Source organism: Pseudomonas sp. TE36184 (assembly GCF_054060055.1).
Map to the genome: position 1 here is coordinate 6,250,874 of NZ_JBSSCU010000001.1, position 25,009 is coordinate 6,275,882.

Annotated in this window: 22 protein-coding genes; 11 read left to right on the forward strand and 11 right to left on the reverse strand. The window is 60.9% G+C overall.

What is annotated here, in order from left to right; all coding sequences use genetic code 11:
* Window positions 1–9 precede the first annotated feature (9 nt).
* Together prpD and ACVWZP_RS28425 are read left to right on the forward strand one after the other, a co-directional pair.
* Window positions 10–1,494 carry a 2-methylcitrate dehydratase gene (gene prpD / locus ACVWZP_RS28420; protein WP_457370325.1) on the forward strand — a complete coding sequence of 495 codons (1,485 nt, stop codon included), beginning with the start codon at window positions 10–12 and terminating at the stop codon, window positions 1,492–1,494.
* Between the two features lie 188 nt (window positions 1,495–1,682).
* The gene (locus ACVWZP_RS28425) at window positions 1,683–2,804 is read left to right on the forward strand and encodes a hypothetical protein (RefSeq protein ID WP_457370326.1); all 1,122 of its coding nucleotides are present in this window, start codon (window positions 1,683–1,685) and stop codon (window positions 2,802–2,804) included.
* A 73-nt stretch (window positions 2,805–2,877) separates the two neighbouring features.
* Here the strand turns inward: ACVWZP_RS28425 and ACVWZP_RS28430 are convergent, their stop codons facing one another.
* The 5 genes from ACVWZP_RS28430 to ACVWZP_RS28450 are packed head-to-tail and all read right to left on the reverse strand — an operon-like array spanning window position 2,878 to window position 8,356.
* Window positions 2,878–3,606: an alanyl-tRNA editing protein gene (locus tag ACVWZP_RS28430; protein WP_046382419.1), complete on the reverse strand. Its 729-nt coding sequence runs from the start codon at window positions 3,604–3,606 to the stop codon at window positions 2,878–2,880.
* Between the two features lie 2 nt (window positions 3,607–3,608).
* On the reverse strand, window positions 3,609–4,601 hold the full coding sequence (locus ACVWZP_RS28435; protein ID WP_457370327.1) for a serine O-acetyltransferase: 993 nt from the start codon (window positions 4,599–4,601) through the stop codon (window positions 3,609–3,611).
* Window positions 4,602–4,638: 37 nt separating this feature from the next.
* Window positions 4,639–5,553 carry a PLP-dependent cysteine synthase family protein gene (locus ACVWZP_RS28440; RefSeq protein ID WP_017845200.1) on the reverse strand — a complete coding sequence of 305 codons (915 nt, stop codon included), beginning with the start codon at window positions 5,551–5,553 and terminating at the stop codon, window positions 4,639–4,641.
* A gap of 23 nt (window positions 5,554–5,576) precedes the next feature.
* On the reverse strand, window positions 5,577–7,439 hold the full coding sequence (moeB, locus tag ACVWZP_RS28445; RefSeq protein WP_126588836.1) for a molybdopterin-synthase adenylyltransferase MoeB: 1,863 nt from the start codon (window positions 7,437–7,439) through the stop codon (window positions 5,577–5,579).
* 23 nt (window positions 7,440–7,462) lie between these two features.
* Entirely contained in the window at window positions 7,463–8,356 is an 894-nt protein-coding gene (locus tag ACVWZP_RS28450; protein WP_162231523.1) for a DMT family transporter, read from the reverse strand.
* Window positions 8,357–8,516: 160 nt separating this feature from the next.
* Here ACVWZP_RS28450 and ACVWZP_RS28455 point away from each other — a divergent pair, with 160 nt between their 5' ends.
* Window positions 8,517–9,941, forward strand: a complete 1,425-nt coding sequence (locus tag ACVWZP_RS28455) for an aminotransferase-like domain-containing protein (protein WP_026139808.1) — start codon at window positions 8,517–8,519, stop codon at window positions 9,939–9,941.
* A gap of 110 nt (window positions 9,942–10,051) precedes the next feature.
* On the opposite strand, the gene ppsR is transcribed toward ACVWZP_RS28455, so the two are convergent.
* Window positions 10,052–10,870, reverse strand: a complete 819-nt coding sequence (ppsR, locus tag ACVWZP_RS28460) for a posphoenolpyruvate synthetase regulatory kinase/phosphorylase PpsR (protein ID WP_046382423.1) — start codon at window positions 10,868–10,870, stop codon at window positions 10,052–10,054.
* Between the two features lie 178 nt (window positions 10,871–11,048).
* On the opposite strand from ppsR, the gene ppsA reads away from it, so the two are divergent.
* The 8 genes from ppsA to ACVWZP_RS28500 all read left to right on the forward strand — a co-directional run bounded on the left by ppsA (window position 11,049) and on the right by ACVWZP_RS28500 (window position 19,148).
* The gene (ppsA, locus tag ACVWZP_RS28465; protein ID WP_026139809.1) at window positions 11,049–13,424 is read left to right on the forward strand and encodes a phosphoenolpyruvate synthase; all 2,376 of its coding nucleotides are present in this window, start codon (window positions 11,049–11,051) and stop codon (window positions 13,422–13,424) included.
* Window positions 13,425–13,529: 105 nt separating this feature from the next.
* Window positions 13,530–14,519, forward strand: coding sequence for an alpha/beta fold hydrolase (locus ACVWZP_RS28470; RefSeq protein WP_046382424.1), 990 nt, complete (start codon window positions 13,530–13,532; stop codon window positions 14,517–14,519).
* Between the two features lie 188 nt (window positions 14,520–14,707).
* Window positions 14,708–15,199 carry a ribonuclease E activity regulator RraA gene (gene rraA, locus ACVWZP_RS28475; RefSeq protein WP_017845207.1) on the forward strand — a complete coding sequence of 164 codons (492 nt, stop codon included), beginning with the start codon at window positions 14,708–14,710 and terminating at the stop codon, window positions 15,197–15,199.
* A gap of 25 nt (window positions 15,200–15,224) precedes the next feature.
* Window positions 15,225–16,220 carry a zinc transporter ZntB gene (locus ACVWZP_RS28480; RefSeq protein ID WP_017845208.1) on the forward strand — a complete coding sequence of 332 codons (996 nt, stop codon included), beginning with the start codon at window positions 15,225–15,227 and terminating at the stop codon, window positions 16,218–16,220.
* Between the two features lie 86 nt (window positions 16,221–16,306).
* Entirely contained in the window at window positions 16,307–16,552 is a 246-nt protein-coding gene (locus tag ACVWZP_RS28485; RefSeq protein WP_005790375.1) for a hypothetical protein, read from the forward strand.
* A gap of 2 nt (window positions 16,553–16,554) precedes the next feature.
* Window positions 16,555–17,379, forward strand: a complete 825-nt coding sequence (locus ACVWZP_RS28490) for a mechanosensitive ion channel family protein (RefSeq protein ID WP_017845209.1) — start codon at window positions 16,555–16,557, stop codon at window positions 17,377–17,379.
* Window positions 17,380–17,466: 87 nt separating this feature from the next.
* A complete protein-coding gene (gene sigX, locus ACVWZP_RS28495) occupies window positions 17,467–18,057 on the forward strand; it encodes an RNA polymerase sigma factor SigX (protein WP_046382425.1) in 591 nt (196 codons plus the stop codon).
* Window positions 18,058–18,164: 107 nt separating this feature from the next.
* The gene (locus ACVWZP_RS28500; protein WP_046382426.1) at window positions 18,165–19,148 is read left to right on the forward strand and encodes an OmpA family protein; all 984 of its coding nucleotides are present in this window, start codon (window positions 18,165–18,167) and stop codon (window positions 19,146–19,148) included.
* A gap of 60 nt (window positions 19,149–19,208) precedes the next feature.
* Here the strand turns inward: ACVWZP_RS28500 and cobA are convergent, their stop codons facing one another.
* The 5 genes from cobA to ACVWZP_RS28525 form a co-directional block, all read right to left on the reverse strand.
* Complete coding sequence (gene cobA / locus ACVWZP_RS28505) at window positions 19,209–19,952, reverse strand: uroporphyrinogen-III C-methyltransferase (protein WP_108524767.1); 744 nt, start codon at window positions 19,950–19,952, stop codon at window positions 19,209–19,211.
* 26 nt (window positions 19,953–19,978) lie between these two features.
* Window positions 19,979–21,649: a bifunctional protein-serine/threonine kinase/phosphatase gene (locus ACVWZP_RS28510; RefSeq protein ID WP_046382428.1), complete on the reverse strand. Its 1,671-nt coding sequence runs from the start codon at window positions 21,647–21,649 to the stop codon at window positions 19,979–19,981.
* A complete protein-coding gene (locus tag ACVWZP_RS28515) occupies window positions 21,649–22,860 on the reverse strand; it encodes a nitrate/nitrite transporter (protein WP_017845214.1) in 1,212 nt (403 codons plus the stop codon). Before ACVWZP_RS28515 ends, ACVWZP_RS28510 begins: the two co-directional genes overlap by 1 nt.
* Before the next feature lie 235 nt (window positions 22,861–23,095).
* Window positions 23,096–23,671, reverse strand: coding sequence for an ANTAR domain-containing response regulator (locus tag ACVWZP_RS28520; RefSeq protein ID WP_046382429.1), 576 nt, complete (start codon window positions 23,669–23,671; stop codon window positions 23,096–23,098).
* Between the two features lie 13 nt (window positions 23,672–23,684).
* Window positions 23,685–24,911: a CmpA/NrtA family ABC transporter substrate-binding protein gene (locus tag ACVWZP_RS28525; protein ID WP_079444505.1), complete on the reverse strand. Its 1,227-nt coding sequence runs from the start codon at window positions 24,909–24,911 to the stop codon at window positions 23,685–23,687.
* Window positions 24,912–25,009 lie beyond the last annotated feature (98 nt).

Consider the following 25,009-nt stretch of genomic DNA (forward strand, 5'->3'; position numbering starts at 1 on the left):
AGAACAGCCATGAGCGCCAACGTCGACCAGAACACCCGCCCCGACTACGACCAGGTTTTGCAGGACATCGCTGACTACGTCCTCAACTACCGGATCGACTCCCCAGCCGCGCTGGACACTGCGCGCAACTGCCTGATGGACACCCTCGGTTGCGGCCTGCTGGCGCTGCGGTTCCCGGAATGCACCAAGCACCTGGGGCCGCTGGTCGAGGGTACGGTGGTGCCGTTCGGCTCGCGGGTGCCGGGCACGTCGTTCCGGCTCGACCCGGTCAAGGCCGCCTGGGACATCGGCTGCATCGTGCGCTGGCTCGACTACAACGACACCTGGCTCGCCGCCGAATGGGGCCACCCCTCGGATAACCTCGGCGGCATCCTCGCCGTGGCCGATCACCTCTCGCAACGACGCGTGGCCAATGGCGACGCGCCGCTGACCGTGCGCGCAGTGCTGGAAGCGATGATCATGGCCCACGAGATCCAGGGTGTGATTGCCCTGGAAAACGCCTTCAACCGTGTCGGTCTTGACCATGTGCTGCTGGTGAAAGTCGCCTCGACGGCGGTCACCGCCAAGCTGATGGGCGCCAACCGCGAGCAACTGCTGTCGGCGCTGTCCCACGCCTTTGTCGACGGTCAGGCATTGCGTACCTATCGGCACGCGCCGAATGCCGGTTCGCGCAAATCCTGGGCGGCGGGTGATGCCTCCAGTCGCGGTGTGCGGTTGGCAGACATCGCGCTGCGCGGCGAGATGGGCATCCCCGGGGTGTTGAGCGCGCCGCAATGGGGCTTCTACGATGTGCTGTTCAGTCACACCAACAAGGACCTGGTGCTCAAGCCCGAAGACAAGCGCACCTTCAGCCTGTCCCAACCCTACGGCACCTATGTGATGGAAAACGTGCTGTTCAAGATCAGCTTTCCCGCCGAGTTCCACGCGCAAACCGCCTGCGAAGCTGCGGTGACCTTGCACCCGCAGGTTGTGGATCGCCTGCACGACATCGAACGCATCGTGATCACTACCCATGAGTCGGCGATTCGGATCATTTCCAAGGTCGGCCCATTGGCCAATGCGGCCGACCGCGATCACTGCCTGCAATACATGACCGCCGTGCCGCTGGCCTTCGGCACGCTGGTGGCCGAGCAGTACGAAGATGAGTTCCACGCTGCGCACCCGATCATCGACGAGCTGCGCGAAAAGATGGTGATCGTCGAAGAGCCCCGCTACAGCCGCGAATACCTGGAGGCGGACAAACGTTCCATCGCCAACGCGGTGCAGGTGTTCTTCAACGATGGCACCCACACCGAGCAGGTCGCGGTGGAGTACCCGATTGGGCATCGTCGGCGCCGGGTGGACGGTATTCCGTTGCTGGAAGACAAGTTCAAGGCCAACCTGGCGACGCGCTTTACGGCCCAGCGCAGTGCCGAGATTTTTGCGTTGTGCAAGGATCAGGCGCGGCTTGAAGCCACGCCGGTGAATCGCTTTGTGGATTTATGGGTGATATGAACGCGCCGTGGTTGCGCACGCTCGCGAGGGGCAGGTTTTGACACAGACATACTTTGCGATTGATGCGTCCTACATCTTCGGAACCGTTTTCAGATAGAAGCCAATCAGGTGTCAGATGCCCTGCAGGCGCGGGTCATCTGGCAAGCGATGCTTGTGGATCAAACACCTGAATCTGAAAAGGCCCTTTTATGAATAGCGTAAACAATCGCCCGCCAATGCCCAACACCGTCGGCTATGACATGTCGCCGAACGCCAGGCTCCGTCGCGCCGACGAGAGCCTCAGAGTACCTGACAGTCCTCTGGCCAAGGCGTCGTCTGCGGCAAAAAACGCGGTACCCGCTCATCTGGAACACCTCTCTGGCCAGAACAGACAGTTGGCCGAAAAATATGATCAGATGGTCGCCAAGTTAACGCCGCAAATCATGAAGCTTCAGGAGCAAGTGAACCAGCTTGCGCAGCACCCCAAGGTGAAGGCAGCGTCTGGAAAAGAGGCGGCACCGTCGAACCCCAGTACTCGTGGTGATCCTGCGGCGAAGCAGAACGGCACGTCGCCTGAAGCGCGCGGCCGTATGGACAATACACAAGGGGCCGGGCGGGATGCTCCTCCCTCCCTTGAGCGCTTGACTGCCGAAAATAAGCAACTGGGCGATAGGCTCAATAAGTTGGAGTCCGGTTTCAATTCGGTCGTTAAAGGGCTTCAAGACCAGATCGGTGATTTGAGTAAGAGGTTGGGCGCGGATACTCCCCAGACCCGGATGCCTCCCGCAGCGCAGGCGCAGGCGCAGGGTCAGGGTCAGGGTCAGGGTCAGGGTCAGGCCAATCAGGGAGCTTCTTCCGGTCAGGGCAAGCAAGGCGCGGCGCAGGGTCAGGGGCAGGCCAATCAGGGTGCTTCTTCCGGTCAAGGCAAGCAAGGCGCGGCGCAGGGTCAGGGTCAGGGTCAGGCCAATCAGGGTGCTTCTTCCGGCCAGGGCAAGCAAGGCGCAGCGCAGGGTCAGGGTCAGGGGCAGGCCAATCAGGGTGCTTCTTCCGGTCAAGGCAAGCAAGGTGCGGCGCAGGGTCAGGGTCAGGCCAATCAGGGGGCTTCTTCGGGCCAAGGCAAGCAAGGCGCGGCGCAGTCCAACGAAAGCAACCCGTCGGCCCGGTCCGATGAATCAAACCAGGCGCCTCGTACCCTCGAGGATCTCGCACGCGACAATGAGCAACTTCGCACACGCATCGACCAGATGATGGCTGAATTTTCCAAGGTGATTTCCGAACTGCAGAAGCAAATCGAGCAGCTGAATAACCAGATCAAAGCGCTGAAGGGTTAAGTTCAGCGATAGAAAAACGGGTCAATGTGGGGCGGTAAGCCCGCACCTGCATCGACCCCGTTCTGCTGAACATTCATTCAAAGCGCAAAATAACCCGACGGTTATGCTTGCTCTTCTTCTCGATCTTCTCGCAAAACACCCGGCCGATTTCTTCGGTGTTGATCACATGGGTGCCGCCGCATGGCTGGATATCGATTCCGGCAATTTCAATTACGCGCACCGAGCCCTGGATCACGGGCGGAGCTACCGCTTGGGTGCGGGTGATCTGCAGCAGGGTTGCGTACTCCGACGCGGGCATCGACAGGGTTTTCACCTGATGAGCCTGTTCGATCAGTGCGTTGATATCGCGGGTGATGCTGTCTTTGTCCAGGGTCATTTCCGGCAGGTCGAAATCCAGTCGCCCTTTGTCGGCGCTGATGCTGCAGCCGGTGACCGGGGCGTCGATGAGCGAACACAGCAGGTGCAGGCAGGTGTGCATTTTCATGTGCTGGTAGCGCCGTTCCCAATCGAGGCTGGCATCCACCTGGGCCCCGGCGCTCAACTGCTCGGGACAGTGTTCCACCTGGTGCCAGATGATCGAGCGCTGCACCGGGTCGCGCACCGTGCCGAGGATGTCCACGCGCGTGCCGTCGTCCAGGGTGAAGTGGCCGCTGTCGCCGGGTTGCCCGCCGCCGGTAGGGTAGAACAGCGTGTGCTCCAGGGCGATGCCGTGTTCGCTGACGGCAATCACCCGGGCGCTGAAGGCGTTCTGGTAGGGCGCGCTGTCAAACAGCGCCAGGGTTTCCATGGTGTGCACAGACATGTTCAACCTCCGACAATCAATGGGCTGGCTTGCAGCAGGTGACGCACCATTGCGCTCAAGCCAGGGGGGGAAAGCAGGGTGATTTCAAATTCCGGCCCGCAGACTTTCAGGTTCAGCGGCAGGCGTGGCAGGCGGTCGCCCATTTCGATGTGGCGCAGGCGAAATTGCAGGTGATGGCGTTCTTTCACCGTGGGTTCGAGCATCAGCCCCTGCAACGGGTGAAAGTCGGCGTCCAGCACCGTGACCTTGTGGTTGGCATTGATCTCGCCGACCACGTGCAGGCGCTCATCGAGAGCGAAGGCGCCGAGGTAGCTGCTGTGCTCCGATTCGTCGTTCTTTTGCAATTGGATCTGGTTGACCACCTTGACCTTGGTCCCCGCCGGTACGTCCTGGGTGATCACGCACGCTGGGCTGATGAACACGTTGTCGCCGATCTGCACGTAGCCCAGCACGCGGGCGCCGGAGCCGATTTCGACGTTGTTGCCCAGGCGCGGGTGGCGCTTGCCGTCGGGGTTGTTGGCGATGCCGCGAGCGCCGAGGGTCACGCCGCAGAGGATGTAGCAGTCGTTGCCGATCTCGCAGGTTTCACCGATCACCGTGCCGTAGCCATGGTCGAGCACAAAGCGCCGACCGATGCGCGCTGCCGGGTGAATCTCCGCGCCGGAGAGGATCTTGCCCTGGTTGCTGAGCTTGAGGGCAATGCGCGAAAACATCCCGTTGGTCTGGTCGGGAAAATGCCACACCTGGTGCGCCAGCCGGTAGAACAGCACCGCCTTGAACGAGGCATAGGATTCCAGGATCAACTCGCCGCGTCCGCGCGACGCCGGGTCGCGGTAGGCGTAGGCAATCAGGTCCTCGGCCACTGCCTGGGCGGCGCTCTGGACCAACGGCGCCAAGTGCGGCTCCAGCTGCTTCATCTGCGTGGGCGTCAGGGTCTTGATGAGGTGGGTAAGCAATTCATCGTGCAGATGTTGCATGTCGATAAAGCCGCCCATGGAGGCACCCCCGCATTCTGGATGGTTGGATAACCGGTTATTCGAAACTGGGCAGGTAGCTGTCGGCATTGTCGTAGACCATGGTCAACACCACCGTTTCGGGCGGTAACTCCGGGGCGAGCTTGGCGATGGCCACCATATTGGCGGCCGAGGACAGGCCCAGGCTGATGGCATCGGTACGCATGATGCGTTTCATCATGTCGAGGCATTCCACGCGCGACACCTTGAGCATGCCGTCCAGCACGTCCAGGTTGAGGATGCTCGGGATCAAGCCGATCGACAGGCCCTGGATATGGTGGGGGGCGTGCTGGTTTTTCAGCAGGTCGCATTCCTCCGGTTCCACGCCCATCACGCGCAGGGCCGGCCAGGCGGCCTTGAGGGTTTCGCCGATGCCGGTGATATGGCCGCCGGTGCCGATGCCGCTGACGAAGTAATCCACGCGCTGCTCACCGAAGGCGCTGAGGATCTCCGGCGCGGTGGTGTCGCGGTGGGTCTGCGGGTTGGCGCCGTTGCGTTGCTGGTTGAGCATCACGTAGCTGGGGTTTTCCAGTTGCAACTCCATGCATTTCTCGCCATGGGAATTGTTGCCGAGGCGGCTGTCCGACAGCACCACCTTGGCGCCATACAGGCGCAGCAGTTTCTGCTTTTCAGGGCTGTAGTTATCCGGGATCACCAGCACCACTTTGTAGCCGAGCACGTTGCCAGCCATCACCAGGCCAATGCCGGTGTTGCCGCCGCTGGGTTCGATAATGGTTTGCCCGGAGTCGCGCATCAGCACGCCGCGACGCTCGGCGTCGAGGATCATGCCCAAGGCGATGCGCGCCTTGTGGCTGCCGCCGGGGTTGAGCGATTCCAGTTTGGCGTAGACCTCGATACCGAGGTCTTCGGAAAACTGCGCCAGGCGCACGATCGGTGTGTGGCCGATGGCGTCGAGAATTGAGTTATGCAACATCAGGTCGTTACCCAGGGCCGTGATCAGTACAAAGGCATATCGGGTTCGACGTCGCGAACCCAATGTTTCATGCCGCCTTGCAGAACTTTGGTGTTGGCGAAGCCGGCCGCCAGCAGGGTGCTGGCCGCTTGCTCGGCGCGGGTTCCGGCGTAGCAGATCAGGTAGTGGGTGTTGTCTCGGCTGAGGCTGTCGAGCTGACCGTCCAGTTCGGCGAGGGGGATATGCACCACGCCCGGCAACTTGCAGACCTCCAGTTCGCTGGCGTCGCGCACGTCCAACAGTACGTCGGCGCTGCTGTGGCGTTCGAGCAGTTGTTTGAGTACCCGCGGCTTGATGTAGCGCTCTTCGGCCAGGCTGGGCTTGCTCGGTACGGCGTCGGCGCAGACTGTCGGCGCGAGGGGTGCGCTGTGGCGCAGTTCCGAACAGCACGGGCAGTCGGCGCGGCGCTTGAAGCGGATCTCGCTGAATTTCATCGCCAGTGCATCGAAGCGCATCAAGCGGCCGGACAAGGGTTCGCCGATGCCGATCAGCAACTTGATCGCCTCGGTCGCCTGGATCATCCCGACTACCCCCGGCAGCACGCCGATCACTCCGCCGGCGCTGCAATTGGGCGCCAGTTCCGCCGGTGGTGCCTTGGGGAACAGGCAGCGGTAGCAGGGCCCGCCTTTGTAATTGAGCACGCTGATCTGCCCGTCGAAACGGTAGATGGCGCCGAACACCAGGGGTTTGCCCAACTGCACGCAGGCGTCGTTGACCAGGTAGCGCGTGTCGAAATTGTCGGTGCCGTCGATCACCAGGTCGTAGGCGCCGACCAGTTCCAGGGCGTTGTCGGCGGTCAGCGCGGTGTCGTGGGCATTGATCTGGATGTGGCTGTTGAGGTCTTGCAAGCGTTGCTTGGCGGACGCGACCTTGGACATGCCCAGGGTGCTGTTGCCGTGGACGATCTGGCGTTGCAGGTTGCTGCTCTCGACCACATCGAAATCCACCAGCCCCAGGGTGCCGATGCCGGCTGCCGCCAGGTACAGGCTGATGGGCGAGCCCAGGCCGCCGGTGCCGATGATCAGCACCTTGGCTTTTTTCAGGTTCAACTGGCCTTCGCGACCGACGCCGGGCAGGGTGATATGGCGCACGTAACGCTGCACTTCTTCATTGCTCAGGCTGTCGACGTCGATGCCGCCGGAGGTGGCGAGCAACACTTCGATCCTGGCCTTTTCCGGTAGCCGGTCGTCTGCTTCGATCAATGCTTCCTCGGCGGTAAACAGGAAGTGTTCCTTGAGCTGGTTGTTGTTCTCGTGGAACAGGTGCATACGCAACTGCGGGTGGCTGTCGCAGAGGTTTTCAATGACTTCGCGCAATGTCGATCCGGTGCCCTCAAGGGTCGATTCCGGCAGCTTGGCCACGCGAACCAGAATGTCGGGGAAAGAGACAGCGTTCATGGACAACTCCGTGTGCAGGTCGTTGAAGGGTTGAAGGGCGAAATGCTTGCCATCCCAGGCAAACAGCTTCGAGCCCAGGGCCTGGCCCTGGCGAACATCCACCACCAGGTAGCTGACGGGGTAGATCGGCTCGCCCATGAACAGCGCCTTGTCCTGGTCTTCGTCGCTGAAATAGGCACCGACGTCAGGGTGGGAGTGGTAGATCACCACCACCGGGTTGTCGCTGCGAAGTGCCTTGTTCAGCAGCAGCGTGTCGGCCACGGAAAAGGTGTAGCCGTTGGCCGCGCTGCGCGGGTACATCTCGGGGTTCTTGCGGTGCAGCTCGTTCTGGATATTGCTGCCCAGGTACACGCTGCCGTCGGCGAAGACGAAACCACAGCATTCCTCGGGGTAGCTGCGGCTGGCGTGGGCATAGATCTGTTCCAGGGCTTCTGGGCGGAGGACGTCCATGTTTCTCTCGCGTTCAAAGAGGCTCAATTTTTCTTGGCCATGAGTTTTTCGATGGGCAACTTGGTGATCGCAAAACCGGCCAGCAGAATGGCCGAATACAGCATGAGGTCGCGGGAAATCGCCACGCCTTCGTACCAGGCGCCGATGATCACCGCGAACACCGGGAAGATGATGAACACGAACGAGAGGATGATCGGGCTCAGGCGCTTGAGCAGCATGAAATACACGATGAACCCGCCCACCGATGCGACCAGGCCCAGGTAGAACAGGGCGCCCCACGAACGCAGGGTGATGGCTTCGAAAGTCGGTGTTTCAAACCACAGGCCGGCGACGAACAGCATCAGCCCGGCGATCCCGATGGGCAGTGTGTTGTAAGTGATCACGCTGATGGCGCTGCCTTTTTGCTTGGTAATGACGTAGCACAAGGCATGCATGATCGCGGCGCTCAGAATCGCCAGTACCCCGAAGAACTCGGCGTGGTCCAGGTGCAGGCCCTGGCTCCTGATGATCATGTAAAGGCTGCCGAAGCCGATACCGATGCCGACCACCTGGGAAAAGTAGATGCGCTCGCGCAGGAACAGCGCGGAGAAAATCAGGATGAACACCGGCATGCAACTGAACAGCAGCGCGGTGAGGCCGGACGAAACATGCATTTCGCCGTAGTTGAGCAGGTAATAGGGCACGCTGAAGTAGGACAGGGTCACGAACACGAAGAACCAACGGCTTTCCCGGGGGAACAGGATCGGCTCGCGGCGCACCATGGCAAAACACAGGAACAGCGGGAACGCGATCAGGAAGCGCAAACCGGCGGAGGTCAGCGGCGGCACGCTCTCCACGGCGATTTTGATGCCGAGCCAAGTGGTACCCCAACTCAGGCAAACGATGAGAAACATCACACTGGTCACCAGGCCGGCCAACCACTGTTTTTGAGTTTTGGTTTTTGCAGCGTTTTCGAGAACGGCGGACATTGGCATCGTTTATTGCTTCCCTGAGCCGGAATTGAACTCTATATTGAACTTGTAATGAGTTATTTTTTTCGGCGATTGAACCCGTAAAAGCACACTATTAGGGCTAAAGATGGCTGTCAAAACAAATATTGACATGGTGTCAATTATGCGTGAGGGGTTGTCCAATGGGCAGGGCGTCAAGTACAAGCGCCTGTCCGATGTCATGGAACGGGGCATCCTCGAGGGCTTGATTGAACCGGGACGGAAACTGCCGCCCCATCGGGTACTTTCCGACAATCTGGGGGTGACCATCGGCACCATCAGCCGGGCCTACGGCGAGCTGGAACGCCTGGGGTTGGTGGTGGCACGGGTAGGTGACGGCACGTTCGTGCGCAAGCGTGGGATGGAGCGCCAACGGGATGAAGGTTTCCGCAACTTCAGCGAGGAGCCGCGCCAATACTTCGACATGAGCCGCAACATGCATATCCCGGGGCAGGAGACGGTGTTCCTGGCGCAGAGTTTCCAGACCCTGTCGACCAACGCCAAGTTTCTCCAGGACATCAGTGCCTACACGCCGGACGCCGGCCTGCCGCGTTACCGCGAAGCGGGTGCGCAGTGGCTGGTGCAGCGCGATTTTCATCCCATCCCCGAGCAGGTCATTTGCGTCAACGGCGGCCAGCACGGGTTGCTCTGCGCGATGATGGCGCTGCTGCGCGCCGGCGACACGGTGGTCACCGAGCAACTGACATATCCGGGGCTGATCACCGCCGCGCGCATGCTCGGTGTGCGCCTGATCGGCCTGGAGATGGATGACGAAGGTGTGCTGCCCGGGGCACTCGATGAGGTCTGTCGCAATCACCGGGTTTCGGCGCTGTACTGCACGCCCACTATCCAGAACCCGACCACTGCCGTGTTATCGGTCGCACGCCGCGAGGCGCTGGTCAAAGTCTGTCGTGAGCACAACCTGCTGATTCTTGAGGATGAAGCCCACGGTGTGCTGGTGGAAGACCGGCCGCCGCCCCTGAGCTATTTCGCGCCCGAGCGTACGATTTTGATCAGCAGCTTGAGCAAGGCCGTGTCGGCGGGGCTGCGTGTCGGCTATGTGCATGCGCCGCCGGCATTGGTCAGCCGTATTTCAGCGGCGCTGCGTTCGACCTGCTGGATGGCCACGCCGGTGACCCTGGAGCTGGCGACCCAGTGGATCGAGAACGGCACGGCGGAATACCTGCTGCGCCAGCAGATCAACGAGATCAGCCGACGCAAGGCGTTGGTGCAGGGCCTGTTGGCCGGCCTGGAATACCGCACGCACCTCAATAGCCCGCACTTCTGGATTGAAGTCCCGGAGCCTTGGCGAGCGTCGGAAATCGAGGCGGAACTCAAGCAGAATAATTACCTGATCGCCACCGCCGAGGCGTTTGCCGTGGGGCAGACCGCAGTGCCGCAGTTTATCCGGGCGAGTATCTGCAATACGTCGGGAGATGATCAGTTGTTGCGGGCGGGGTTTGATGCGCTGGCCACTGCGTTGGGGCAGGGCGGTGGGCGCTTCCACCTTTAGGCGGGTTCGCCGAGTTATCGTTCATCGTGAGCACGCCCGCTCCCACCTTTGGAATGCATTTTCCTGTGGGCGCGGGCTTGCTCGCGATGGTGTCGGTTCAGACAAACAGATTATTTAAAGCGGCGTTCGACGCCTTTCTCCACCAGAATTTTCGCCGAGATCTCTTCCACCGAGAAATGCGTGGAATTGATGTGCGCAATGTTCTCTCGACGGAACAGATTTTCCACTTCGCGCACTTCGAATTCGCACTGGGCATAGCTGGAGTAGCGGCTGTTGGGCTTGCGCTCGTTGCGGATGGCCGTCAGGCGGTCCGGGTCGATGGTCAACCCGAACAGCTTGTGCGAATGCGCGCGCAGGGCCGTCGGCAGCGTCAGGTGTTCCATGTCGTCTTCGGTCAGCGGGTAGTTGGCCGCGCGGATGCCGAATTGCATGGCCATGTACAGACAAGTCGGGGTCTTGCCGCAGCGCGACACGCCCACCAGGATGATGTCGGCCTTGTCGTAGTAGTGGGTGCGGGCTCCGTCGTCGTTGTCGAGGGCGAAGTTCACCGCCTCGATACGCTCCATGTAGTTGGAGTTATGCCCAATGGAATGGGACTTTCCGACGGAATAGGAGGAATGTTCACTCAACTCTTGTTCCAGCGGCGCCAGGAAGCTCGAGAAAATGTCGATCATGAAACCATTGGACGTAGCAAGGATCTCACGAATGTCTTGATTGACGATGGTGTCGAAAATGATCGGACGAAAGCCGTCTTTTTCTGCCGCCAGATTGATTTGTTGTACCATGGCCCGCGCTTTATCCGCGTTGTCGATATACGGCCGCGTGAATTTGGCGAAAGTAACGTTTTCGAACTGCGCGAGCAGGCTTTGGCCCAGTGTTTCGGCTGTGATGCCGGTGCCGTCGGAAATAAAGAAAGCAGATCGTTTCATTTGAGCCCTGGGCCTTAAGCTGATGGCGAATCTTGGATATGATAGGCGCGATTTTGCCGTCCCTCTGTGGGCCGCATTCTCACTTATTTTCCAGGTCCAGGCCACAAGCGCTGGCGAATGCTCCTACTGAGCAGCCGGCGTCCTGAGCTTTTCCAATACAGAAAGTGGAGAGATCACCTTGGTAGAGTACGTAGTTTCCCTCGATAAGCTCGGCGTCCATGATGTGGAGCACGTAGGGGGCAAGAACGCATCCCTCGGCGAGATGATCAGTAATCTTGCAGGCGCTGGCGTCTCGGTGCCAGGTGGTTTTGCCACCACCGCCCAGGCTTACCGTGATTTTCTCGAACTGAGCGGCCTCAACGCCCAGATCCACGCCGCGCTGGACGCTCTGGACGTCGATGACGTCAACGCCCTGGCCAAGACCGGCGCCCAGATCCGTCAGTGGATCATGGAAGCCGAGTTCCCCGAGAAACTCAACGAAGAAATCCGCACGGCGTTCGCCACGCTGTCGGCCGGCAACCCGGACATGGCTGTCGCCGTGCGCTCCTCGGCCACCGCCGAAGACTTGCCCGACGCCTCTTTCGCGGGCCAGCAGGAGACCTTCCTCAACATCCGCGGCGTGGAAAACGTGATCCGCGCAGCCAAGGAAGTGTTCGCTTCGCTGTTCAACGATCGCGCCATTTCCTACCGCGTACACCAAGGTTTCGACCACAAGCTGGTGGCCCTGTCTGCCGGCGTGCAGCGCATGGTGCGTTCGGAAACCGGCACCGCCGGCGTGATGTTCACCCTGGATACCGAATCGGGCTTTCGTGACGTCGTGTTCATCACCGGCGCCTACGGCCTCGGCGAAACCGTCGTACAAGGCGCGGTAAACCCGGACGAATTCTACGTACACAAGGGCACCCTCGCAGCGGGTCGCCCGGCCATCCTGCGCCGTAACCTGGGCAGCAAGGCCATCAAGATGATCTACGGCGACGAGGCCAAGGCCGGTCGCTCGGTGAAAACCGTCGACGTGGATAAGGCCGAGCGCGCGCGCTTCTGCCTGACCGACGCTGAAGTCAGCGAGCTGGCGAAACAGGCGATGATCATCGAGAAGCACTACCAGTGCCCGATGGACATCGAGTGGGCCAAAGACGGCGACGACGGCAAGCTGTACATCGTGCAGGCGCGTCCGGAAACCGTGAAGAGCCGCACTTCGGCCAACGTCATGGAACGCTACCTGCTCAAGGAAACCGGCACTGTGCTGGTGGAAGGCCGCGCCATCGGTCAGCGCATCGGCGCCGGCAAGGTGCGGATCATCAAGGACGTGTCCGAGATGGACAAGGTCCAGCCCGGTGACGTGCTGGTCTCCGACATGACCGACCCGGACTGGGAACCCGTGATGAAGCGCGCCAGCGCCATCGTCACCAACCGTGGCGGGCGTACCTGCCACGCGGCGATCATCGCCCGTGAACTGGGGATTCCTGCGGTAGTCGGTTGCGGCAACGCCACCCAACTGCTCAAGGATGGCCAGGGTGTGACCGTGTCCTGCGCCGAAGGCGATACCGGCTTCATCTTCGAAGGCGAGCTGGGCTTCGACATCAAGCAAAACTCCATCGATGCGATGCCTGACCTGCCGTTCAAGATCATGATGAACGTCGGCAACCCGGACCGTGCCTTCGACTTCGCGCAACTGCCGAACGCCGGTGTGGGCCTGGCTCGCCTGGAATTCATCATCAACCGCATGATCGGCGTCCACCCCAAGGCCCTGTTGAACTACGACGGCCTGCCGCCGGAAATCAAGGACAGCGTCGACAAGCGCATCGCCGGCTACAACGACCCGGTGGGCTTCTATGTCGAGAAGCTGGTGGAAGGCATCAGCACCCTGGCCGCGGCGTTCTACCCGAAAAAGGTCATCGTGCGTCTGTCGGACTTCAAGTCCAACGAATACGCCAACCTGATCGGCGGCAAGCTCTACGAGCCGGAAGAAGAAAACCCGATGCTGGGCTTCCGTGGCGCCTCGCGTTACATCAGCGAAGCGTTCCGTGATTGCTTCGAACTCGAGTGCCGCGCCCTCAAGCGCGTGCGCAACGAGATGGGCCTGACCAACGTCGAGATCATGGTGCCGTTCGTCCGTACCCTGGGCGAAGCGAGCCAGGTGGTGGACCTGCTGGCCGAAAACGGCTTGTCCCGTGGTGAAAACGGCCTGCGCGTGATCATGATGTGCGAGCTGCCATCCAACGCCATTCTGGCCGAAGAGTTCCTGGAGTTCTTCGACGGTTTCTCCATCGGCTCCAACGACCTGACCCAGCTGACCCTGGGCCTGGACCGCGACTCGGGGATCATCGCGCACCTGTTCGACGAGCGTAACCCTGCGGTCAAGAAGCTGCTGGCCAACGCCATTCAGGCCTGTAACAAGGCCGGCAAGTACATCGGCATTTGCGGCCAAGGCCCTTCCGATCACCCTGACCTGGCCAAATGGCTGATGGAACAGGGCATCGAAAGCGTCTCGCTGAACCCCGATTCGGTGCTGGAAACCTGGTTCTTCCTGGCGGAAGGCCAAGCGTCCGCCTAAGGTCGACGCGTCAAAAGTGCCGGTCAATCGTCAGGTTGGCCGGCATTCTTATCTGTACAGGGCGGAACTCCTTCCGGACGCCGCCCTTTTTTGTGCAAGAGCATTATGCAAAGCAGCAGCAACCTGTTTCCCGTCGCCCTGATCAGCGCTGAACGTCGTGGCGACCTGAGTGAAGATGTGTACCGGCTCAAACCCGGCAACAGTCCCGACGGCACCGTCGAGCTGGCCGTGACGCGTCTGGGCCTGGCCGATGTCGCGCAAAACCGCGGCATCCCTGTGATTTTGTTACATGGCAGCTTTTCCAACCGGCGCTTCTGGTACTCGCCCAAAGGCGTCGGCCTGGGCGCCTACCTGGCACGCCAGGGGTTCGATGTGTGGATACCGGAAATGCGTGGGCACGGCCTGTCCAAGCGCAACCAGGACTACACCCGCAATCGGGTCGCGGACTACGCCCGCTACGATTTGCCGGCCATCGGTGCGTTCGTGCGCGAACAGAGCGCGCAGATTCCCCACTGGATCGGGCATTCCCTGGGCGGCACCACCCTGGCGGCGGCCTTGGGTGGCCAGTACCTCGGTGCGCCGGCGGTGGCTTCAGTGGCGCTGTTCGGCAGCCAGGTCAGTCGCACCTACTGGCCGTTGAAAATTCCACCGCTGGAGTGGGGCGCTCGCTTGCTCCTGAAGCGCTTTGGCCAGTTGTCCGGCCCGCGGCTCAAGCGCGGCCCCGAGGACGAGCCGGTGGGCGTAATGATCGAGAGCATGCGCTGGCATGGCCTCTTCGGCCGGTTTGGCGAGGCTGGTCGTGATTGGTGGAAAGGCCTGGCGGAAGTCGACGTGCCGCTGCTGGTCGTCAGTGCCGCCGGCGACCAGCAGGACCCGGACTGGGCCTGCCGCAAGCTGTACGAACAAGTCGGCTCCGCACCGCGGCAATACCTGCGCCTGGGGCGCCAACAAGGCTTTACCGGGGATTTCGGGCATGTGGAGATGTTGGTCAGCAAAGCGGCCCAGGCCGAGGTCTGGCCGTTGGTGGCGCAATGGCTGAAAGATCCGCTGACACCATTGTTGGGTGCTCAGGCTGATGCATTGGTCGTAGTTTGACGCAGCGCTCTGCCAAGGGCGTTTCGCTCGTCTTTGGTTGCGGCTAAGATATGACGCGTTAAATGCTTCTGGTCATATTCAGTCGCGCAGTGGCTATTGCGTAACGGCGAAACGGATGGGATGTTTTGCTGCTGCTTCGGCCGGCGCCTCTTTCGAAAGACACGTCTTTGACAGAAAGGAAATTTTCAATGAACCACTACGTCACTCCCGATCTTTGCGACGCCTACCCGGAACTGGTGCAGGTGGCCGAGCCGATGTTCAGCAACTTCGGCGGCCGCGATTCCTTTGGCGGCGAGATCGTCACCATCAAATGCTTCGAAGATAACTCCCTGGTCAAGGAGCAGGCCGACCAGCCAGGCGCCGGCAAGGTGCTGGTGGTCGACGGTGGTGGCTCCCTGCGTCGCGCGCTGCTGGGCGACATGATCGCCGAGAAAGCCGCGAAAAACGGTTGGGAAGGGCTGGTGATCTACGGTTGCATCCGGGATGTCGACGTCGTCGCCCAGACCGACCTCGGCGTGCAGGCGTTGGCTAGCCACCCGATGAAGACTGACAAGCGCGGCATTGGCGACTTGAACGTGGCAGTGACCTTTGCCGGTGTGACATTCCGTCCGGGTGAATACATCTACGCCGACAATAATGGCGTGATCGTGTCGCCCAGCCCGCTGAAAATGCCTGAATAAACCGCAATAACCGACAGGGGTGAGGATGTTCGAGGAAGAAAACGCGCAGTGGGGCCTGGTGCATGCCCTGGTGCTGGATGGTAAAGGCGGTGCGCGTTCGATTGCCCGAACTGAGCTTGACCAATTGCAACTGCAGCCCCAGGAAAGCCTGTGGCTGCATTGGGATCGCAGCCACCCGCAAACCCAGACTTGGCTGCGCAAGGCCAGTGGCTTGAGTGAGTTCGCCTGTGACCTGCTGCTGGAGGAGAACACCCGCCCGCGCCTGTTGCCGTTGCCGGACGCGGAACTCCTGCTGTTCCTGCGCGGGGTCAACCTCAACCCTGGCGCCGAGCCGGAAGACATGGTTTCGGTGCGTATCTTCGCCGCTGCCAGCCGGGTGATTTCCCTGCGCTTGCGCCCGCTGCGCGCCACCGATGAGTTGCTGGTGCAGTTGGCGGATGGCAAGGGGCCAAAAACCGCGTCTGAACTCATCCTGTATATGGCGCAGTACCTGACGCACAAAGTCCAGGACCTGGTGTCCGACCTGTCTGAAATCGTCGACGTAGAGGAAGAAAAACTCGATACCGACGAACGGTATACCCCGGAGCATGGCAGCATTTTGCAGATACGTCGGCGAGCGGCCGGGCTCAAGCGATTCCTGGCGCCGCAGCGGGATATCTTTGCCCAACTGACGCGGATCAAATTGTCGTGGTTCTGTGATGACGATGCCGACTATTGGAACGAATTGAACAACAGCCTGACCCGCTACCTGGAAGAACTCGAATTGACCCGGGAGCGCGTGGGGCTTGTGCTGGAGGCCGAAGATCGGCGCTTGAGCGTACGCATGAACCGTACAATGTACCGCTTCGGGATCATCACCGGGATCTTCCTGCCGATGAGTTTTCTGACCGGCTTGTTAGGTATCAATGTGGGGGGCATACCGTTCTCCGCCAGCCCTTATGGATTTGTGATTGCCTGCCTGTTGATGGTCTCGGTGGCGCTCGGACAATGGTGGCTATTTCGACGATTGCGCTGGGTTTGAGCTGAATATGACCTGAACGTAGGAAGGGGCCGATGTGACCTCAGGAATTTAACCCTCGTCTTTTAAAACACTTGCGAGAGGTCTTTATGCACGATCCGTTCGAACAGTCTTTGCGTGACATGCTCAATGCTTCGCCATCCAACCGGGATGACGATGCCTGCCTGGGCCGCGTGTTGAAAACCGCCAACCGTCAGGTCGGGGCGGGGGATCTGTTCGGTCTACTCGGTCGTTGGCTGCCGGCGTTGATGATGGCCCTGAACAATGGTTCGGCCCACGTCTCGCCGGTTTCCCGTCGTAAACCTCTTGCTCGCACTGCTGATAAGGCTGATTGAATATGGAACTTGATCTCTGGACCCAGAGCCTGGTCACCGCGATGACCGCATTGTGGACCAAGGTGGCGAATTTCATTCCCAACCTGTTTGGGGCGCTGGTCCTGGTATTGCTGGGTTTTGTCGTGGCCAAGCTGCTCGACACCCTGCTGTCCAAGCTGCTCGCCAAACTCGGTCTGGACCGTTTGATGGCAGGCACCGGCCTGACCAAGCTGCTCGGCCGCGCCGGGCTGCAAGTGCCGATCTCGACCTTGATCGGCAAGATCGTTTACTGGTTCGTTTTGTTGATTTTTCTGGTTTCTGCGGCTCAATCCCTTGGCCTTGAGCGAGTTTCAGCTACGCTGGACATGCTGGCACTGTATTTGCCGAAGGTATTCGGCGGCGCGCTGGTGCTTCTCGTCGGCGTTCTGCTTGCGCAATTGGCCAACGGATTGGTACGCGGGGCCGCTGAAGGGGTCGGGCTGGACTACGCGGCAGGCCTGGGGCGAATCGCCCAGGGGCTCGTGATCATCATCAGTATTTCCGTCGCGATCAGCCAGTTGGAGGTCAAGACTGACCTGCTCAACCACGTGATTGTGATTGTTTTGATTACCGTTGGTCTGGCCGTTGCGCTGGCCATGGGTCTGGGAAGTCGGGAAATTGCCGGTCAGATTCTGGCGGGAATCTATGTGCGTGAGTTGTATCAGGTAGGGCAGCACGTGCGTGTGGGCGAGGTCGAGGGGCAAATCGAGGAGATCGGTACGGTCAAGACAACTGTGCTGACCGATGACGGCGACCTGGTGTCGCTGTCCAATCGGATTCTCCTGGAGCAGCAGGTCAGTAGCCGCTAACCCGGCAAACCCTGCTAATGTACGCCGCCGCGAACCCGGGTGACCGGGCTGTGGCGGACATTGACCTGACTGTCGGCACGACTTGTTTTGAATAAAGCCCAAACGCTGTCCACGCGCTATGACCCCCGTGAGCTCTCTGATGAGGAGTTGGTCGCGCGCTCGCACACGGAGCTGTTTCACGTAACACGCGCGTATGAAGAATTGATGCGCAGATATCAACGCACTCTGTTCAACGTTTGTTCAAGGTATTTAGGGAACGATAGAGATGCGGATGATGTCTGTCAGGAAGTGATGCTCAAGGTGTTGTATGGCCTGAAGAACTTCGAGGGCAAATCGAAGTTCAAGACCTGGCTCTACAGCATCACGTACAACGAGTGCATCACGCAGTATCGTAAGGAACGGCGAAAGCGTCGCTTGATGGACGCCTTGAGTCTGGACCCCCTTGAGGAGGCGTCTGAAGAAAAGACGCCGGCACCCGAGGAGAAGGGCGGACTTGATCGCTGGTTGGTGCATGTGAACCCGATTGACCGCGAAATTCTGGTGCTACGTTTTGTCGCAGAGCTGGAATTTCAGGAAATCGCTGACATCATGCATATGGGTTTGAGTGCTACAAAAATGCGTTACAAACGTGCTCTTGATAAATTACGTGAGAAATTTGCGGGCGAGACTGAAACTTAGTGCGTGGCAAATATCTCTTACGTGTAGGCAAGTTCTGTTAGACTTGTCGCCGAGTTGTCCCCCGGTTTGTGGGACTGCTTTACAATCACCAGATGGGGATTTAACGGATGAAACTGAAAAACACCTTGGGCTTGGCCATTGGTTCTCTTATTGCCGCTACTTCTTTCGGCGTTCTGGCACAAGGCCAAGGCGCAGTTGAAGGCGAGCTGTTCTACAAGAAGCAGTACAACGATAGCGTCAATCATATCGAAGACGGCTTCAACCCAGGCGCTCGCATTGGTTATTTCCTGACCGACGACCTGTCGTTGGACTTGTCCTACGACAAGACCAACCACACCCGTTCGAACGACGGTACCGGTAGCCAGAAGATCAAAGGCGATACCACCAGCCTCGTGGCCCAGTATCACTTCGGTCAAGCTGGCGTCGACTCCCTGCGTCCATACGTAGAAGGCGGTGTCGGTCACCAGAGCCGTGGCAACGTTCGTGCTGACGGCCACAGCGGTCGCGACCAAACTACCCAGCTCATCGCTGGTACTGGCGTGAAGTACTACTTCACCAACAACCTGTACGCTCGTGCCGGTGTTGAAGCTGACTACGCACTGGACAACGGCAAGTGGGATTACTCCGCACTGGTCGGCCTGGGTGTGAACTTCGGCGGTAACGCTGGCGCAGTTGCTCCAGCTCCTACCCCAGCACCAGCTCCAGAGCCAGTTGCAGAGCCAGAAGCACCGGTTGCCAACGTTGTTCGTGTTGAGCTGGACGTTAAGTTCGACTTCAACAAGTCCGTGGTTAAGCCTAACAGCTACGCCGACGTGAAAAACCTGGCTGACTTCATGAAGCAGTACCCAGCTACCCACGTAGAAGTGGCTGGTCACACTGACTCCGTGGGCCCAGACGCCTACAACCAGAAGCTGTCCCAGCGTCGTGCTGACGCTGTTAAGCAAGTCCTGGTTAAAGACGGCGTAGCTCCTAGCCGCATTAGCTCGGTAGGTTACGGCGAATCCCGCCCAGTTGCTGACAACGCAACTGAAGCTGGCCGCGCTATCAACCGTCGCGTAGAAGCTGCTGTTGAAGCTCAAGCTGCTCAGTAATTACTGAGTAGTAGAAAAAAACCCGGCTTCGGCCGGGTTTTTTTTCGCCTGGGGTTTGCCTCAGGCGCTGGCTGCCGCTGCGACGTTCGCTGCTTGCGAGGTGGCGGCGACACTGCCGATCACCAGGATCGCCGGGCTCTTCAGGGCGAACGCCTGTGCATCCTCGTGCATCTGCGACAAATGGCTACGGCACTCCCGCTGCTGCGGCAATGAGGCATTTTCGATCATTGCCACGGGCATATCCGCGGCCATCCCGCCTTCCAGCAACTGCTGACGAAGCTCTTCCAGCTTCGCCACCCCCATATAGATCACCAGTGTCGTCCCGCCTTCCGCCAGCGCGCGCCAATTAAGGCTGCTGTCGTCCTGGGTGTGCGCTGTGACCAGCGTCACGCCGCGGCTGACACCACGCAAGGTCAGTGGAATCGCGCAGTTCGTCGCGCCCGCCAGCCCGGCTGTGATCCCGTTGACCAACTCGACTTCGACGCCGCGTTCGCGCAGCCACATCGCCTCTTCGCCACCGCGCCCGAAAATGCACGGGTCGCCGCCCTTGAGCCGCACCACGCACTTGCCCTGGCGGGCGTAGCGCAACATCAGGCGGTGGATGAAGTCCTGCGGCGTTGAGCGGCAGCCCCCACGTTTACCGACGGTGATCACCCGCGCTGCCGCGCAGTGTTCCAGTACCTGCGGGTTGACCAGATCATCGATCAGCACCACATCGGCGCAGTTCATCGCCCGAACCGCCTTGAGGGTCAACAGCTCCGGGTCGCCAGGGCCCGCGCCCACCAGCCAGACTTTTGCGTTCATGTGTTTTCCCTCGTCTAGAGATGACGTCAGCGGTGAAAGAGTAAGTAAAGAAGCGTCAGATTGATCAGCATCGAGAGCAACCCCAGGGTGCGCCAGACCTTCAAGGGTTCCCGCTCCAACAACGGCCGGGGGCGGACACTCAGTTCCCGTCGGTCTGCCTGCTCCAGCACCAGCAGCCATTCTTCGGCGGTTTCATAACGTTGTGCAGGTTGAGCCGCCACCGCGCGCTCGAGGCTGAGCGGTAACCAGTCCGGCAGGTCGGGGCGGTAGCGGCTGGCGCTGACCGGTTGGGTGAATCTGGGCCGTTGGAAAGCCTCAATTTCACCGTAGGGGTAATGCCCAGTCAGCAAGTAATACAGGCTGACACCTACGCTGTATAAGTCTTGTTGGGCTGTGGGACGGTCGCCCTGGAACGCTTCGGGCGCGATAAAGCTTGGTGTGCCGGGCAGTACATGCGCGCGATCCTCGGAGAGACCCGGGCAGTAGGCCAGGCCGAAATCCAGTACGCGCAACTCACCATCGTCACCCAGCAGCAGGTTCTCCGGTTTGATGTCACGGTGCAGTATTTGCCGACGATGCAACAGGCCCACCGCCCGCAGTAAACGTTCGGCCACGAATTGCCATTGCGCCAGGGGCAATGGGCCCTGTTGCAGGAATAATTGCGCCAGGGTTTGCCCCGGATATTCACGCATCACGTAGTACAAGTGCTGACGCCCGCTGGCCGCGTGGACTTCAGGAAACGCGCGCCCGGCCACCCGCCGCAGAAACCATTCCTCCGACAGCAAGGCTTGACCGGCGTCGTTGTCATCGTCACGGCTGAGGGGCAGGGTTTTCAGCAACCAGGGTTGCTGCTGGGCATCGCGGACCCGGTACAGCAACGACTGGCGGCTCTGTGCCAATACGCTTTCCACCTGCCAACCTTCGAACTGTTGCCCGGCTTTCAGCGCGGGTGGCAGCGGCCATTGCTGCAATTGCACCAGCGCGTCGCCCAGGGTCGCGGCGCCGAGTTTATCGATGCGTACCAGCAGGGCACTGGCGTTGTCCTGGCTGCCGGCCAAGTGTGCGGCGGTGACCAGGGTGTGTACCGCCAGATCGAGGTCGGTCTGCTCGCGCAGGATCGCACTGATGCTGTGATCACCCAAAGTCGCCCACACACCGTCGCTGAGCAGCAGGAAGCATTCGCCCTCGCGCAATTGGCCGTCGAGAAAATCCAGCACCAGGTGTTGATCCAGGCCGAGCGCGCGCTTGAGCACATGCTGCATGCCCGGCTGTTCCCATACATGATCTTCGCTGATGCGCTGCAATTCGCCGTCCAGCCAGCGATACGCCCGGCAGTCGCCGACGTGGGCCAAGGTGAAGCGTTGCCCGCGAAACACCAGGGCACTGAGGGTGGTCAGCAACGGCTGGCCACCGCCATTGGCCCGCAGCCAGCGATTCTGCGCGAGCAACAGACGTTCGAGCGCCTGGGCCACACCCCAGGTTTGCGGCGTGGCGTAATAGTCCAGGGCCAGCGCCTGCAAGGTCGAGCGTGCGGCCAGACCGCCGTCGGCGCATTGGCTGACACCGTCGGCGATGGCGCACAGGTAACCCTTGCTCGCGGCCAGCTCCGCCAGGGGCGTGACCACGCGCAGGGCGTCCTGGTTCTCGGCGCGCGGGCCGATGGCGCTGGCCTGGGCGACGCTCAGGTGCAGGCTCATCAGACGCGCGCGGCGGTCACGGCAGCCGAGCCCCAGGTGGTTCTCCAGCGGCGCTTGACGCCGTGCAGGCCGAACCAGGCCAGTACGCCGAGGCTGGCGAACAACCACAGGGCCAGTTGATAGCTGCCGGTGCTTTGTTTGATCGCACCCATGCCCGCCGCCAGGGCGAAGCCGCCGATACCGCCGGCCATGCCGATCAGGCCGGTCATTACGCCGATCTCACGGCGGAAACGCTGGGGCACCAACTGGAACACCGCGCCATTACCGGCGCCAAGGCCGAGCATGGTGCAGACGAACAGTGCCAGGGCCGCGTAGGAGCTGGGCAAGTTGAAACCCACCGCAGCGATGCAGATCGCCGCCACGCTGTACATGCCCAGCAACGTGCGAATCCCGCCGAATCGGTCGGCCAGGGCGCCGCCGAGTGGGCGCATCAGGCTACCGCCGAACACGCAGGCGGCGGTGTAGTAGCCGGCGGTCACCGGGCTCAGGCCGTATTGGTCGTTGAAGTAGCCGGGCAGGGCGCTGGCCAGGCCGATAAAGCCGCCGAAGGTCACGCTGTAGAAAAACATGAACCACCAGCTGTCACGGTCGCCGAGGGCCTTGAAGTAATCGGCCATGGATTTGGCCTTCGGGCGTTCGGGGGCATTGCGCGCAAGCCAGGCGAAGATGATCAGGGTCAGGATCAACGGAATCAGGGCGAAACCGAACACATTGCTCCAGCCGAACGCCGCTGCAAGCACCGGTGCCAATATGGCTGCGAACACAGTGCCCGAGTTGCCGGCGCCGGCGATGCCCATGGCTTTGCCCTGGTGCTCCGCGGGATACCACTGGGACGCCAACGGTAGGGCGACCGCGAAGGACGCTCCGGCCATCCCCAGGCACAGCCCCAGCAACAGGGCTTGTTCATAGCTGTGGATGCCGAGTTTCCAGGCGCCGAAGAGTGCGGCGATCACAATCACCTGGCCGATCAGCCCGGCGGTCTTGGGCGAGAGTCTGTCCGCCAGCATGCCCATCAGAAAACGCAGCACCGCGCCTGCCAGGATGGGGGTCGCCACCACCAGGCCGCGTTGTTGCGTGGTCAGGTGCAGGTCGGCGGCAATCTGCACCGCCAGCGGGCCCAGTAGGTACCAGACCATGAAGCTCAGGTCGAAATACAGGAACGCGGCAAACAGGGTCGGGGTGTGCCCGGATTTCCAGAAGCTTGATTTCATCACGCACCTCAACGGTTGGGAGTCTTGTAAGAAGGCCTGGTGATGGAACAGCCGGCTACGGCCGCCCCACCGGCCCCGTGTCAAAGGGCCAAAACAAAAAAACGCCGCCACCGGGTTCGCGAGGGCAAACCGGGTGTGCGACGTCTTTGTCGTGAAGGGGCAACCGCCGTTGGTTACCTGTGTTGAATACTTAGCAAGTCCTGGGCCAATCTGCCGTAGCCGCTGTCGAGGAGGGTTAGCCCAGTAACTCGCTCATGGCGATGATCTGCTCCGCCACCTGGATCAGTTTCTGCTGGCGGCTCATGGCCTGGCGGCGCATCAGGGTGTAGGCCTCTTCCTCGTTGCAGTTCTTCATTTTCATCAGCATGCCTTTGGCCAGTTCGATGCGCTTGCGCTCGGCCAGCTGTTGATCGCGGGCCTGCAGCTGGGCGCGCAGGGCCTGGTCGCTTTCGAAGCGGGCCATGGCCACGTCGAGGATCGGCTGCAGGCGTTGGGCCTGGATACCTTCGACAATGTAGGCGCTGACGCCGGATTTGATGGCCTGGCGCATGACGTCCGGGTCGTGTTCGTCGGTAAACATCACGATCGGATGCGGTCGGTCGCGGCTGACCAGCACCACTTGCTCCATCACATCGCGGCCGGGTGACTCGGTATCGATCAGGATTACGTCCGGCCGCACCGTTTCGACGCGCGCAGGCAGATCGATGGTCAGGCCCGACTCATCGATCACCTCAAACCCGGCCTCGGTCAGTGCCGCCTTGAGGCGCCCGACCTTGCGCGGTGTGTCGTTGATCAACAGGATTCGCAACATATCGGTCCTCCTGTCAGCGCAAGGCGTGGCGGCTGGTGTGGTCGGCCAGGGCATGCAGGCGGAAGCTGCGGGCGTAGGCGGCGGGGGCGGAGCCATCCCAGATCTTGCCGTCGATCAGTTGGCTGCTGCGCATGTCCTGGGCGTTCGCGGTGACGCCGACGGCATCGGCTGCCTGGCGATACAGCTCCAGTTGCTGTACTTGGCGGGCAATGCCGAGGTAGTCCGGGTCTTCGCGCAACAGGCCCCAGCGGCGAAACTGGGTCATGAACCACATGCCGTCGGAGAGGTAGGGCACGTTCACCTCGCCATCGGCGAAAAAGCGCAGTGCGTGGGGATCTTGCCACTGGTTGCCAAGCCCATCGTCGTAAGTCCCGAGCAGACGCGGCTCTATGCAGTCGAGTGGCGCGTCGAGGTACTCGCGGGCGCTGAGCAGCTGCGCGGTGGAACGGCGGTTTTCGTGGCTCGCCTCGATAAAGCGGCTGGCCTCCAGAATCGCCATCACCAGTACGCGGGCGGTGTTGGGGTATTGGTCGACGAACGCTTGGGTGCAGCCGAGCACCTTTTCCGGGTGGTCCGGCCAGATCGCCTGGCTGGTCGCCAGGGTGAAGCCCTGGTTCTGCTTCACCGCACTGGCGCTCCAGGGTTCGCCGACACAAAAACCGTCGATGCGCCCGGCCAATAGGTGCGCCACCATTTGCGGCGGCGGTACCACCACACTGTTCACATCCTGCAATGGATGGATACCTTGGCTTGCCAGCCAGTAATACAGCCACATGGCGTGGGTGCCTGTGGGAAACGTCTGGGCGAAGGTCAGTTTTGTTCGGCTTTGGTGCACGTGGCGATCCAGTGCCTCAGGAGTGACCACCCCTTGCTGTTGCAGGTCGTGGGACAGGTTGATGCTCTGCCCGTTCTGGTTCAGCCCCATCAGTACCGCCATATCGGTGGCGGCCACGCCGCCGATGCCCAGGTGTACGGCGTAGATCAGCCCATACAGGCTGTGGGCGGCATCCAGTTCGCCGCTGACCAGTTTGTCGCGCAGGTTGGCCCACGACGACTGACGCTTGAGGTTCAGTGTCAAGCCATAGGGTTGCGCGAAGCCCTGGGTGGCCGCGACCACCAGCGAGGCGCAATCGCTCAAGGCCATGAAGCCCAGGTCGAGGCTGCTCTTTTCCGGGGCGTCACTGCCGTTGACCCAGGCCAGCGGGTCGTTTATCGGGCTGTTGCCGTCCGAATCGTTCATCAACACCTACCTTTTCGTTCAAAAAAAAGCGTCGCTCCCTCAGATGGCGGCGCGAGCCATTGCGGGTAACGACGCCTTTGTCCGTAAGCCCGCTCCGA

Bases quoted from the DNA above. Each gene is read 5' to 3' on its own strand.
- prpD (WP_457370325.1), top strand. From the start codon at position 10: ATGAGCGCCAACGTCGACCAGAACACCCGCCCCGACTACGACCAGGTT.
- ACVWZP_RS28425 (WP_457370326.1), top strand. From the start codon at position 1,683: ATGAATAGCGTAAACAATCGCCCGCCAATGCCCAACACCGTCGGCTAT.
- ACVWZP_RS28430 (WP_046382419.1), bottom strand. From the start codon at position 3,606: ATGTCTGTGCACACCATGGAAACCCTGGCGCTGTTTGACAGCGCGCCC.
- ACVWZP_RS28435 (WP_457370327.1), bottom strand. From the start codon at position 4,601: ATGGGCGGCTTTATCGACATGCAACATCTGCACGATGAATTGCTTACC.
- ACVWZP_RS28440 (WP_017845200.1), bottom strand. From the start codon at position 5,553: ATGTTGCATAACTCAATTCTCGACGCCATCGGCCACACACCGATCGTG.
- moeB (WP_126588836.1), bottom strand. From the start codon at position 7,439: ATGGACGTCCTCCGCCCAGAAGCCCTGGAACAGATCTATGCCCACGCC.
- ACVWZP_RS28455 (WP_026139808.1), top strand. From the start codon at position 8,517: ATGGCTGTCAAAACAAATATTGACATGGTGTCAATTATGCGTGAGGGG.
- ppsR (WP_046382423.1), bottom strand. From the start codon at position 10,870: ATGAAACGATCTGCTTTCTTTATTTCCGACGGCACCGGCATCACAGCC.
- ACVWZP_RS28470 (WP_046382424.1), top strand. From the start codon at position 13,530: ATGCAAAGCAGCAGCAACCTGTTTCCCGTCGCCCTGATCAGCGCTGAA.
- rraA (WP_017845207.1), top strand. From the start codon at position 14,708: ATGAACCACTACGTCACTCCCGATCTTTGCGACGCCTACCCGGAACTG.
- ACVWZP_RS28480 (WP_017845208.1), top strand. From the start codon at position 15,225: ATGTTCGAGGAAGAAAACGCGCAGTGGGGCCTGGTGCATGCCCTGGTG.
- ACVWZP_RS28485 (WP_005790375.1), top strand. From the start codon at position 16,307: ATGCACGATCCGTTCGAACAGTCTTTGCGTGACATGCTCAATGCTTCG.
- ACVWZP_RS28490 (WP_017845209.1), top strand. From the start codon at position 16,555: ATGGAACTTGATCTCTGGACCCAGAGCCTGGTCACCGCGATGACCGCA.
- ACVWZP_RS28500 (WP_046382426.1), top strand. From the start codon at position 18,165: ATGAAACTGAAAAACACCTTGGGCTTGGCCATTGGTTCTCTTATTGCC.
- cobA (WP_108524767.1), bottom strand. From the start codon at position 19,952: ATGAACGCAAAAGTCTGGCTGGTGGGCGCGGGCCCTGGCGACCCGGAG.
- ACVWZP_RS28510 (WP_046382428.1), bottom strand. From the start codon at position 21,649: ATGAGCCTGCACCTGAGCGTCGCCCAGGCCAGCGCCATCGGCCCGCGC.
- ACVWZP_RS28515 (WP_017845214.1), bottom strand. From the start codon at position 22,860: ATGAAATCAAGCTTCTGGAAATCCGGGCACACCCCGACCCTGTTTGCC.
- ACVWZP_RS28520 (WP_046382429.1), bottom strand. From the start codon at position 23,671: ATGTTGCGAATCCTGTTGATCAACGACACACCGCGCAAGGTCGGGCGC.
- ACVWZP_RS28525 (WP_079444505.1), bottom strand. From the start codon at position 24,911: ATGAACGATTCGGACGGCAACAGCCCGATAAACGACCCGCTGGCCTGG.